Source organism: Lutibaculum baratangense AMV1 (assembly GCF_000496075.1).
Lineage (GTDB): Bacteria > Pseudomonadota > Alphaproteobacteria > Rhizobiales > Tepidamorphaceae > Lutibaculum > Lutibaculum baratangense.
Genome location: NZ_AWXZ01000020.1, coordinates 23,495 through 34,160 on the forward strand (window position 1 = coordinate 23,495; position 10,666 = coordinate 34,160).

Sequence of the window (10,666 nt, forward strand, 5' to 3'; positions counted from 1 at the left end):
CATTTTCATGCTGCAGAGGCTCATCCCATGGCTCACAAGCAAGTCCTCTTCCGCTCCGCCGCGCGCGAGAAGATACTTCGCGGCACCACCCAGCTCGCCGACGCCGTCCGCGTGACGCTCGGGCCTCGCTCGAAGTCGGTGCTCATCGAGAAGAAGTGGGGGGCGCCGATCGTCTGCAACGACGGCGTCACGATCGCCAAGGAGTTCGACCTCAAGGATCCGGAGGAGAACCTCGGCGCACGTATGCTGCGTCAGGCTGTCGAGAAGACCGGCGACATGGTCGGCGATGGCACGAGCACCTCGACCGTCCTCGCCCACGCGATCTTCGCCGACGGCGTGCGCAACGTCGTCGCGGGGGCGAGCGCCATCGACATCAAGCGCGGGCTTGATCGCGCGACGAAGCGCGCCATCGAGGCGCTGAAGGAGATGTCGCGGCCAGTCGAGACGCGCAAGGAGAAGGCACAGGTGGCGACGATCTCCGCGCACAACGACGAGGAAACCGGTGAGCTCGTCGCGGAAGCGATGGAGAAGGTCGGCGGCGACGGTGTTATCACGGTGGAGGAATCGAAGACCACCGAGACGGTGCTGGAGGTCGTGGAGGGCATGCAGTTCGACCGCGGCTACCTCTCACCGTACTTCGTCACTGATCCGGAGGAGATGGAAGCGGTTCTGGAAGACGCGCACATCCTGATCTGCGACCGCAAGGTGAGTTCGCTGAAGGACCTCGTGCCGCTGCTGGAAGAGGTCGCAAAGTCCGGCCGTCCGCTTCTCGTCGTCGCCGAGGATGTCGAGGGAGAGGCGCTCGCTGCCCTGATCCTCAACCAGCTCCGCGGCGTCCTGAAGAGTTGCGCCGTCAAGGCTCCGGGCTTCGGCGACCGGCGAAAGGCGATGCTGCAGGATATCGGAGCGCTGACGAAGGCCGAGGTGATCTCCGAGGAGCTCGGTTTCAAGCTCGAGAATGTGACGGCCGCGCAGCTCGGCCATGCCGCACGCATCGTCATCGACAAGGACACAACCACGATCATCGGCGGTGCGGGCGACAGGAAGGTGATCGACGGCCGGATCGAGCAGATCCGTCGCGAAATCGACAAGACGAAAAGCGACTATGATCGCGAGAAGCTCGAAGAGCGCCTGGCGAAACTCTCGGGGGGCGTCGCGGTCATCCGCGTCGGCGCTCCGACAGAGGCCGAAATGAAGTCGAAGAAGGAGGCGCTCGACGATGCGATCAGCGCGACGAAGGCGGCCGTGGCGGAGGGTCTCGTGCCGGGCGGCGGGCTTGCCCTCCTGCGGTGCCTGCCCGCGGTCGCCGATGAGGAGAAAGTGACGGAAGGGGACGAGCGCACCGGCATCCAGATTCTGAAGCGAGCCCTCGAGGTGCCGACACGGATGATCGCCGAAAACTCCGCCGTCGATGGTGGCGTGGTCGTTGCCCGAATGCTTGAGGGCAAGGCGAACGAAGGCTTCGACGCGAGCCGCAAGGAGTATGTGGATCTTCTGGAAGCGGGCATCGTCGATCCGACGAAGGTCGTGCGAATCGCGCTCGAGAATGCCGTGTCGGTTGCGAGCGTGCTCTTGCTGACCGAGGCGACGATGACCGAACTGCCGGAGCCGGATAAGGAGCGTGTGCCTCAGGCCGAAATGGGTCTCTAGCCGACTTGCGACGGGGTGATTGTTCACCTCGCAAGACGGGGAGACCTACAACGCTGCGGCAACGCGGGAAGTGCAGGTGCCTCAATCGGACTGGCGGCCCGCCGGCGCCAGAGATTGCCTCAGCGCATCCAGCTTTCCCTGTAGACGGTCGCTGATCGAGACCGCATAGAGATCGTGGCGCGTCTCCAGGCTCCGCAGCCCGGTGGACATGGAGGCAAGTTCCCCGGCTGCCCGCGCTCGGGCATCGATCGGCGATCCTCGCCCGCCGGCCCTCCGGCCCCCGCGCATGGCCGGCCGGAGCAGAGGCCGACCGGGGCAGTCCTCGTTCGCTGTGGCGATCACGTCGCCGATCGCGCGATCGTTCTCCTCCAGCCGGAAGACCTGCTTCCGGCCCGGCAGAACGAGCTTGCCCGGCGACAGCTTCGTCTTCGGCTTGCCCTCGTACTCCACGAGCTTGTAGGTCATGTCGAGCAGCGGAGCGTCGCTCGAGACGCCCATATGCGTGCCGACGCCGAAGGCGTCGATCGGCGCCTCCGCCTGCAGAAGGCGATCGATCTCATGCTCGTCGAGGCCGCCGCTTGCGAAGATCTTGACCGCGTGCAGTCCGGCCGCGTCGAGGAGCTGCCGGCTCCGGGTGGCGAGGGCGGCGAGGTCCCCCGAGTCCAACCGGACTGCGCTGATATGGAATTCCGGCCCCAGCTCTCGCGCCAGATCGATGACGCGATGCACGCCCTCGAGGGTATCGTACGTGTCGACGAGCAGGACGGTCTCCGGATACCGGCTGGCATAGGTGCGAAACGCTGCAAGTTCGCTCTCATGCGCCTGAACGTAACTGTGGGCCATGGTGCCGGCGACCGGGATGCCATGGACGTAGCCTGCAAGGACGTTCGAGGTCGAGGCGACGCCCGCGACGAAGGCCGCCCGGGCGCCCGCCACCGCGGCGTCGAGGCCGTGCATGCGACGCGCGCCGAAGTCTACGACGGGGCGGTCGGCGGCGGCTGTCACAATGCGCGAGGCCTTGCTGGCAATCAGGGTCTGGTGATGGATCTGGTTCAGGACCAGTGTCTCCAGGAGCTGTGCCTCGGGCAGCGGTGCTGCGACCTCGAGGATCGGCTCGTGCGGGAACAGGACCGTTCCCTCTGGCGCAGCCTGCACGTCGCCCCCGAAGCGGAACCCTTCGAGATAGTCGAGGAAGGCTTCGCCGAAGCCTCCCACCTCGCGCAGATACTCGATGTGTTCCTGGCCGAAGCGGAATGACTCGAGCCGCTCGATCAGGGAATCGAGCCCGCAGGCGATGAGGTAGTTGCGCTGCGGGGGAAGCTTCCTGACGGAGAGCGTGAAGACGGCCTCTCCCGACATCCCCTCCGAGAGGTATGCCTCCGCCATGCGAAGTTCGTAGAGGTCGGTGAAGAGCCCAGGCGCCTGGACTTCCCACTGGCGGCCGGTGGGCGATCGCTTCTCCAGGAGGACCTCCTCTGCACTTGGCATCCCTTTGCCGCTAGGCTTTCCTAGTGACCGTCACCTGGTCAATCCCGTGGGGGAAGGGAGGAAGCGATGCAGAAGGCAGGGATTGCAGGGACAGACGTTCTGCTGGTGGTCGACGTGCACAATGATTTCTGTACCGGCGGGGCGTTGGGGGTGCCAGGCGGCGAAGAGTTGGTGCGGCCCATCAACAGGCTGCTGCACGTCTTTCCTCATAGCGTCCTGACGCAGGACTGGCATCCTGCGGGTCACGCGTCGTTTGCCTCCGTGCACCTCGGGCGCCGCCCCCACGAGACCATCGAATTCGCCTATGGGCCGCAAATCCTGTGGCCTGACCATTGCGTGCAGGGCACCGTGGGCGCCGCCTTCCATCCCGACCTCGATACCGACCGGGCGGAGCTTGTCCTGAGGAAGGGCTTTCATGCCGGCATCGACTCCTATTCGGCATTTTTCGAGAACGATCGAGCGACGCCGACGGGCCTTGGCGGATATCTGTGCGAGCGCGGCTTCCAAAGGATCTTCCTGTGCGGTCTGGCGACCGGTTTTTGCGTGGCCTGGTCAGGCCTCGACGCGCGCAGGCAAGGGTTCGAGGTGGCGGTCCTGATCGACGCGTGCCGTGCGATCGATCTTCACGGCCCGCTTCAGGAGGCGATGAAGGAGCTTTCGGCGGCCGGAGCCGAGATCGAGGAGAGCACGGCCCTGTTCTGAGGCGGGTTTGGCCAGCTTCATGGTGCCGGCTCCGACCCGCTCACGCTCTCGGAAGTCGTGGGAACTCTCTGGCTCTCGAATGTGCGGGTGGCAGGGCAGCCGGGCGATGGCCGCCCCTGTGCGGCCAGTCTTTTCGCATCTGGTTCACGCTTGACCTTCGTCAACGACGCGAGGGGCAAGTTGCCTGCACGCTGAAGTGGCGTGGAGGTCGTGGACAAGTGGCAGGACGACGGCCGAAGCCGCGCGGCGCAAGAGGCTGAGAGGAGGTGCAACCAGCAATGCCGGAACAGCTCGACCAGCGACGGCCCAATCTCGGCGATTACGAGGACGTGTGCCGGAAGTTCTCCTGGGAGCGGGCGGCGAAGGCATTGGCCGGGCTGCCCGGAGGTGGACTGAACATCGCCTTTGAGGCGACCGACCGCCACGTGGTCGAGGGCAGGGGCGACCGGATCGCCCTGCGATGGATCGCGCAGGACAAGGCGACGCGCGAATTCAGGTACCGGGATCTCGCGACTGGGAGCGCCCGCTTCTGCAATGCGCTCGACAAGCTCGGGATCGACCCCGGTGACCGGGTCTTCACCCTTCTGGGGCGCGTGCCGGCCCTCTATATAGCTGCCCTCGGGGTGTGGAAGCGCGGTGCGGTGTTGAGCCCGCTCTTCTCCGCATTCGGCCCCGAGCCCATCAAGGCGAGGATGACGATCGCCGAGCCGAAGGCCCTGGTCACTACGCACCGCTTATTCGAGCGCAAGGTGAAGCCGATCCTCGGCGAGCTGCCGTTCCTGAAGACCGTCATTCTGGTCGGCGGCGGCGAGGGCGGCGAGGATCTCGACGAGCTGCTCGCCGATGCGCCCGACACCTGCGACATCGCGGCGACCAGGCCCGATGATCTTGCTATCCTGCACTTCACGAGCGGCACGACCGGCCGGCCCAAGGGCGCCATGCATGTCCACGGAGCAGCCGTGGCGCATCGCGCCACCGCGGAGTTCGCGCTCGATCTCAAAGCCGACGACGTCTTCTGGTGCACGGCCGATCCGGGCTGGGTGACCGGCACCTCCTACGGCATCATCGCGCCGCTCCTGATCGGCTGCACCATGATCTCGGACGAGGAGGAGTTCGACGCCGGCCGCTGGTACGAGAACCTGGAGCGCGAGAAGGTGACCGTCTGGTACACGGCCCCGACGGCCATCCGCATGCTGATGAAGGCTGGCTCGGAGTTGCCGAAGAGATACGACCTCAGCCGGCTGCGCCTGATCGCCAGCGTCGGCGAGCCCCTCAATCCGCAGGCCGTGGTCTGGGGACGCGAGGTGCTGGATCGGCCGATCCACGACAACTGGTGGCAGACCGAGACCGGTGGCATCATGGTCTCGAACTATCGTTCGATGCCAATCAGGCCGGGTTCCATGGGGCGCCCGGTGCCGGGAATCGAGGCCGGCGTCGTCCACCGGGAGGAGGACGGCTCGGTGACCGAGATCGGGACGGCGGACGAGGAGGGCGAACTGGCACTGCGGCCTGGCTGGCCGTCGATGTTCCGCGGCTATCTCCACGAGGAGGAGCGCTATCGCAAGACCTTCGCCGGCGGCTGGTATCTCTCCGGTGACATCGTGAAGCGCGATGCCGATGGATATTTCTGGTTCGTCGGGCGCGCCGACGACGTCATCAAGTCGGCCGGCCACCTGATCGGCCCGTTCGAGGTGGAGAGCGTGCTGATCGAGCATCCCGCCGTCGCGGAAGCGGGGGTGATAGGCACCCCGGATCCTGTCGTGATGGAGGTGGTGAAGGCCTTCGTCGGGCTCAACAGGGGCTTCGAGCCGACGGAGGAGCTGCGCAAGGAGATCCTGGCGCACGCCCGCAAGCGGCTCGGGCCCGCCGTGGCGCCACGCGAGATCGACTTCCGCGACAGCCTACCGAAGACCCGCTCAGGCAAGATCATGCGCCGGCTGTTGAAGGCGCGCGAGCTCGGCCTTCCCGAGGGCGACATTTCCACCCTGGAGAGCGAGAAGTGAGCGAGGCCGATGATCGCGTCCACCTGACGCACGAGCACGCGCTGCATCTCTTGAGAGAAATGACGCGCATTCGCCGCTTCGAGGAGAAGTGCGCGGAGCTTTACTCCGGCTCCAAGATCCGTGGCTTCCTTCATCTCTATATCGGCGAGGAGGCGAACGCCGTCGGCGTCATGCAAGCGCTGACCGAGGAGGATGCAGTCGTCGCGACCTACCGCGAGCACGGCCACGCGCTCGCCCGCGGCCTGCCGATGAACGAGGTCATGGCCGAGATGTTCGGCAAGGCGTCCGGCTCGAGCGGCGGGCGGGGGGGCTCCATGCACATCTTCTCTGCGAGGCACCGCTTCTACGGTGGCAACGCGATCGTCGCCGGCGGCCTGCCGCTTGCGGTGGGGCTGGCGCTTGCCGACAAGATGCAGGGTCGCGACCGCGTCACCTGCTGCTTCTTCGGCGAGGGCGCGGCGGCCGAGGGCGAGTTCCACGAGGCGATGAACCTGGCAGCGCTGTGGAAGCTGCCGGTCCTGTTCGTCTGCGAGAACAATCTCTACGCCATGGGGACGGCGCTGGCGCGTTCGGAGTCGAATACCGACATCCGCGCCCACGCCGCCGTCTTCGGCATGGAATCCGAGATCGTCGACGGAATGGACGTGGTGGCCGTCGAGGCCGCCGCACGGCGTGCCGTCCATGCGGTGAGACGGGGGGAGGGGCCGCGTTTCCTTGAGACCCGCACCTACCGCTTCCGCGCCCATTCGATGTTCGACCCCGATCTCTACAGGCCGAAGGAAGAGGTCGAGGAGTGGCGGAAGAAGGGGCCGATCGTCCGCTTCACCGACTGGATCCTCGGGACGCGCCTCGTCCACCCCGACCATGTCGCCGCCCTCGAGAACGAGATCGCCGAGGAAATCGGCGCGGCCGTCGCGTTTGCGGAGGAGGCGCCTTGGGAGCCCGTCGAGGAGCTGACGCGGGACGTCACGACGCCTCGTGGCGCCGAGGTGACGGCATGAGCGGGACGCGTCGCATCACCTATCGCGAGGCCGTGCGCGAGGCGTTGCGGGAGGCGCTGACGCGGGACGACCGAGTCTTCCTGATGGGCGAGGATGTCGGCGCCTACGGCGGCGCCTATGCCTGCTCGCTCGGGCTGCTCGATGAATTCGGCGATGATCGCATCCGCAACACGCCGCTCGCCGAGTCGGGCTTCACGGGCGCGGGCATCGGTGCGGCACTCGGCGGGATGAGGCCGATCGTAGAGATCATGACGATCAACTTCTCGCTTCTGGCGCTCGACCAGATCGTCAACAATGCCGCCACGATCCGCCACATGTCGGGGGGCCAGTTCTCGGTGCCGCTCGTCATCCGCATGGCGACGGGGGCGGGGCGGCAGCTCGCCGCGCAGCACTCGCACAGCCTGGAGGGATGGTTCGCGCACGTGCCGGGCCTGCGGGTCGTCGCGCCGGCGACGGTGGCCGACGCGCGCGGTATGCTTTGGACGGCGCTGCAGGATCCCGACCCGGTCGTCATCATGGAGCACGCGACGCTCTACAACGAAGAGGGTGACGTTCCCGAAGACGAGGATCTTGCCGTCGATCTCGACCGCGCGGCGATCCGCCGGGCCGGCGACGCCGCGACGATCGTTACCTACAGCGCCAATCTGAAGAAGGCGCTGGCTGCGACCGATGAGCTCGCCGGGGAAGGAATCGAGTGCGAGATCATAGACCTCCGCTCCCTGCGCCCGCTCGACGATCAGACGATCATGACGTCCATTGCGAAGACGCACCGGGCCGTGATCGTCGACGAGGGATGGCGCTCCGGCAGCCTCGCAGCCGAAATCTCGGCTCGCATTCAGGAGCAGGCCTTCTACGAGCTCGATGCGCCGGTCGAGCGCGTGTGCAGCGTCGAGGTGCCGATTCCCTATCCGCAGCATCTGGAGCAGGCGGCCATACCGCAGCCCCACGCGATCGCCGCGGCCGTCCGCAAGACCCTCAGGCGATGATCCAGTTCCGCATGCCCTCCCTCGGCGCCGACATGGACGCGGGCACTCTCGTCGAATGGTATCGAAAGCCGGGCGACCAAGTGTCACACGGCGATATCATTGCGCTCGTCGAGACGCAGAAGGGCGCGATCGAGATCGAGGTCTTCAATGACGGCACGCTCGACCGGATCGAGGTCGAGCCGGGCCACAAGGTGCCGGTCGGCACCGTGCTCGCGACGATCCGCGAGCCAGGGGAAGCGGCGTCGACCGCGCTGGAGCCGGCAGCGGCGGCAGCGCCCGCGCCTGAAGTCGCGCCTCCCACGGCGCCACGACCGCGGCCGACGGCGGCGCCCCCGCCGCCCGCCGAGCGTGTGGAAGGGCGGGCGAAGGTCACGCCGGTGGCGCGTCGGCGCGCGGCCGAGGCGGGCATTGACCTCGCGGCCGTGGCGGCAGGGCCCGACGGCGTCGTCGGCCTCGCTGAGGTGGAGGCCGCCCGCCGCGCGGCACCGGAAACGGGGGCGCCTGCGGCAGCTCCCCGCAGGATCGGTATCGATCTCGGCGAGATGCGCAAGGCGATCGCTGCAGCGATGAGCCGCTCTCACCGTGACATTCCCCACTACTGGGTCAGTCAGACCATCGACGTCACGCCGCTCTTCGACTGGCTCGAAGCGGAGAACGCGAGGCGGCCGGTGGCCTCCCGCCTCCTCTACGCGGCGCCGCTCGCCAAGGCGATGGCGCTCGCCCTGAAGGAGACGCCGCAACTGAACGGTCATTTCGTGGACGACGCCTTCGTGCCCGCTGGCGCCGTGCATCTCGGCGTGGCCACGGCCTTGCGGGGCGGCGGCCTCGTCGCGCCGGCGTTGCATGAGGTGGACACTCTTTCCTTGGATGCCGTGATGGCGGGGTTGGGCGACATGATCCCGCGGGCCCGTTCCGGTCGCCTCAGGAGCTCGGAGCTGACCGATGCGACGGCGACGCTGTCGAACCTGGGCGAGGGGACGTCGGACGCGATCATGCCGCTCATCTACCCGCCGCAGGTGGCGATCATCGGTTGCGGCGCGGCGGCCCTGCGTCCTTGGGTCGCCGACGGGGTCCTCGCCGTTCGCCGCGTGATCACGGTCACCGTCGCCGGCGATCATCGGGTCAGCGACGGCCGGTCGGCGAGCCGGTTCCTGACGAGGCTCGACGCGTTACTGCAAGCGCCGGAGGCCCTATGACCGATGCCGATCTGATGGACACCGTCATGACCACTTTCTTCTCGGTCGCGCCCGATCTCGAGGGCGAGCCGGTCGAGCCCGAGGAGACGTTCCGGAAACAGTTCGAGATCGACTCGATGGACTTTCTCAACTTCATCATCGGCCTGAGCAAGACCACCGGTCTCGAGATCCCGGAGAAGGATTACCCTTCGCTGCAGACGCCGAACGGGGCCGTGGCCTATCTCCGGGCGCGCTGGGACAAGGCAGTCTGAAGTCTCCGACCATGCATACGCCTACGGCCGGGGAGGCGGTCAAAGTGGGAGTTCGTAAGGAGGCTTAGGCCTCACAGAGCTTAGGATCGCCCAGGCCGGGCAGCGCCTGATCGATGCCCCGCCAGAGCATGACGTCGTCCATCAGCGCGATCGTGACGCGCCCGTCGGGCAATACTCACTCCCTGATGCGCATGGGAATCTTCAGACCATGCCGCGCTTGCCCATCGGCTTCACCGTGCTAGCCTGCGGCCCCTTCTCGCCCATCTCCTCGGCGAAGGTGACGGGGGCGCCCGGCTCGAGGCGGGCGAAGCCGTCGTTCAACACGGAGTTGCGGTGAAAGTAGATTTCCCTCCCGTCGCTCGTCTCGATGAAGCCGAAGTCGCCGTTCGGATCGATCCGCAGGACCCTGCCGTGTGGCTCCGGCTCGTGCCGCTTGACGTCGCCGTGCAGCTTGCGCACCTCGTCCTGAAGCTGCCGCCGCGCCCGCTTGAAGGTGTCGTTGATGGCGTAGCCGACGTCGGCGTATCGCTCGTCGTCGTGGCTCAGCCGGTCGACGTGGACCTCGCGGCCCTCGGGCAGCGAAAGGTGAATGCGCACGTCGTAGAGCCCACCTGTGCGATGGCGCTCTCCTGGACCTGTCACGACGACGCGCCCGCTGATGATACGCCCGAAGCGCTCTTCGAGCTCGACCACGTGGCGGAGGATGCGCTCCTCGAAAGCCGGCGAGCTGTCCATTTCGTGAAACGTGATGTCGATCAGGGTCTGCATGCTGGGCATCCATGCCTTGCGGGTCAACTCGGACAGCCAATGCTAACTCAGGCATCCCCTTAGGGTTGCGCGGTGGCCGGGCCCGCGAAGCTTCAGGATGAACCCTTGCGCCTTGTGCGCCTTGATCCGGATCAACCTGCCCCGGGGAGCAACATCCCAGGCCTCCATCTCGACGATGCGCCAGCGTCCGGCGAAGGCCTTGGCGAAGGTGGGAACCTTTGCCATCAGCCGGTTTCCGTCATGAGCTTGGGCAGCCGCACCAGATTGTAGGCGGCGGCCGCGAAGGTGAAGGCCCATCCGACGCGGTCGCGTCCGCGGAACTTCGTCTTGTCCTGGCCGGCGACCGTCTTGATCCAGCCAAACGCCTCCTCGATGCGCTTGCGAATACGCTGGCTGGCGACATAGCCGCCGTGCCGGGTTGTGCGACCGTCGATCGCCGAACGGCGGCCGCTGGTGTTCTGGGCCACATGCGGCGTCACCTTCATCGAGCGCAATTCGTTGACGAAGTCCTCCGTATCGTAACCCTTGTCGGCGCCGAGCGTGATCCTGCGAGGAGGGTCGGCCAGGGGCTCGATTCATGTGCAGCGCCGCCACCCGCTCGGCATGGCCGTCGGCCAGGGT

Annotated in this window: 10 protein-coding genes and 1 pseudogene; 7 read left to right on the forward strand and 4 right to left on the reverse strand. The window is 66.8% G+C overall.

Annotated features, from left to right (window positions below):
* Window positions 1-27: 27 nt before the first annotated feature.
* The gene (groL, locus tag N177_RS08490; RefSeq protein ID WP_023431894.1) at window positions 28-1,650 is read left to right on the forward strand and encodes a chaperonin GroEL; all 1,623 of its coding nucleotides are present in this window, start codon (window positions 28-30) and stop codon (window positions 1,648-1,650) included.
* 81 nt (window positions 1,651-1,731) lie between these two features.
* On the opposite strand, the gene N177_RS08495 is transcribed toward groL, so the two are convergent.
* Window positions 1,732-3,138 carry a nicotinate phosphoribosyltransferase gene (locus N177_RS08495; RefSeq protein ID WP_023431895.1) on the reverse strand — a complete coding sequence of 469 codons (1,407 nt, stop codon included), beginning with the start codon at window positions 3,136-3,138 and terminating at the stop codon, window positions 1,732-1,734.
* 66 nt (window positions 3,139-3,204) lie between these two features.
* On the opposite strand from N177_RS08495, the gene pncA reads away from it, so the two are divergent.
* The 6 genes from pncA to N177_RS08525 all read left to right on the forward strand — a co-directional run bounded on the left by pncA (window position 3,205) and on the right by N177_RS08525 (window position 9,277).
* The gene (gene pncA, locus N177_RS08500; protein WP_023431896.1) at window positions 3,205-3,840 is read left to right on the forward strand and encodes a bifunctional nicotinamidase/pyrazinamidase; all 636 of its coding nucleotides are present in this window, start codon (window positions 3,205-3,207) and stop codon (window positions 3,838-3,840) included.
* A gap of 278 nt (window positions 3,841-4,118) precedes the next feature.
* Window positions 4,119-5,843 carry an acetate--CoA ligase gene (gene acsA, locus N177_RS08505; RefSeq protein ID WP_023431897.1) on the forward strand — a complete coding sequence of 575 codons (1,725 nt, stop codon included), beginning with the start codon at window positions 4,119-4,121 and terminating at the stop codon, window positions 5,841-5,843.
* Entirely contained in the window at window positions 5,840-6,844 is a 1,005-nt protein-coding gene (gene pdhA / locus N177_RS08510) for a pyruvate dehydrogenase (acetyl-transferring) E1 component subunit alpha (protein ID WP_023431898.1), read from the forward strand. The genes acsA and pdhA overlap by 4 nt, the downstream gene beginning before the upstream one ends.
* Window positions 6,841-7,830 carry an alpha-ketoacid dehydrogenase subunit beta gene (locus N177_RS08515; RefSeq protein WP_023431899.1) on the forward strand — a complete coding sequence of 330 codons (990 nt, stop codon included), beginning with the start codon at window positions 6,841-6,843 and terminating at the stop codon, window positions 7,828-7,830. Before pdhA ends, N177_RS08515 begins: the two co-directional genes overlap by 4 nt.
* The gene (locus N177_RS08520) at window positions 7,827-9,026 is read left to right on the forward strand and encodes a dihydrolipoamide acetyltransferase family protein (protein ID WP_023431900.1); all 1,200 of its coding nucleotides are present in this window, start codon (window positions 7,827-7,829) and stop codon (window positions 9,024-9,026) included. The genes N177_RS08515 and N177_RS08520 overlap by 4 nt, the downstream gene beginning before the upstream one ends.
* The gene (locus N177_RS08525) at window positions 9,023-9,277 is read left to right on the forward strand and encodes an acyl carrier protein (protein ID WP_023431901.1); all 255 of its coding nucleotides are present in this window, start codon (window positions 9,023-9,025) and stop codon (window positions 9,275-9,277) included. The genes N177_RS08520 and N177_RS08525 overlap by 4 nt, the downstream gene beginning before the upstream one ends.
* A gap of 201 nt (window positions 9,278-9,478) precedes the next feature.
* On the opposite strand, the gene N177_RS08530 is transcribed toward N177_RS08525, so the two are convergent.
* The 3 genes and pseudogenes from N177_RS08530 to N177_RS08540 form a co-directional block, all read right to left on the reverse strand.
* Window positions 9,479-10,045 (reverse strand): HPF/RaiA family ribosome-associated protein, encoded by a 567-nt coding sequence (locus N177_RS08530; protein ID WP_023431902.1) that lies wholly within the window; start codon window positions 10,043-10,045, stop codon window positions 9,479-9,481.
* Window positions 10,046-10,087: 42 nt separating this feature from the next.
* Window positions 10,088-10,270 carry a hypothetical protein gene (locus N177_RS08535; RefSeq protein WP_023431903.1) on the reverse strand — a complete coding sequence of 61 codons (183 nt, stop codon included), beginning with the start codon at window positions 10,268-10,270 and terminating at the stop codon, window positions 10,088-10,090.
* Window positions 10,270-10,666: pseudogene (locus N177_RS08540) on the reverse strand (transposase); the annotation flags it as partial. The pseudogene N177_RS08540 and the gene N177_RS08535, both read right to left, overlap by 1 nt.

What these genes read in the sequence shown, in the direction of transcription:
- N177_RS08525 (WP_023431901.1), top strand. Translation starts at nt 9,023, where the DNA reads ATGACCGATGCCGATCTGATGGACACCGTCATGACCACTTTCTTCTCG.
- pncA (WP_023431896.1), top strand. Translation starts at nt 3,205, where the DNA reads ATGCAGAAGGCAGGGATTGCAGGGACAGACGTTCTGCTGGTGGTCGAC.
- N177_RS08535 (WP_023431903.1), bottom strand. Translation starts at nt 10,270, where the DNA reads ATGGCAAAGGTTCCCACCTTCGCCAAGGCCTTCGCCGGACGCTGGCGC.
- groL (WP_023431894.1), top strand. Translation starts at nt 28, where the DNA reads ATGGCTCACAAGCAAGTCCTCTTCCGCTCCGCCGCGCGCGAGAAGATA.
- N177_RS08520 (WP_023431900.1), top strand. Translation starts at nt 7,827, where the DNA reads ATGATCCAGTTCCGCATGCCCTCCCTCGGCGCCGACATGGACGCGGGC.
- N177_RS08515 (WP_023431899.1), top strand. Translation starts at nt 6,841, where the DNA reads ATGAGCGGGACGCGTCGCATCACCTATCGCGAGGCCGTGCGCGAGGCG.
- N177_RS08530 (WP_023431902.1), bottom strand. Translation starts at nt 10,045, where the DNA reads ATGCAGACCCTGATCGACATCACGTTTCACGAAATGGACAGCTCGCCG.
- N177_RS08495 (WP_023431895.1), bottom strand. Translation starts at nt 3,138, where the DNA reads ATGCCAAGTGCAGAGGAGGTCCTCCTGGAGAAGCGATCGCCCACCGGC.
- acsA (WP_023431897.1), top strand. Translation starts at nt 4,119, where the DNA reads ATGCCGGAACAGCTCGACCAGCGACGGCCCAATCTCGGCGATTACGAG.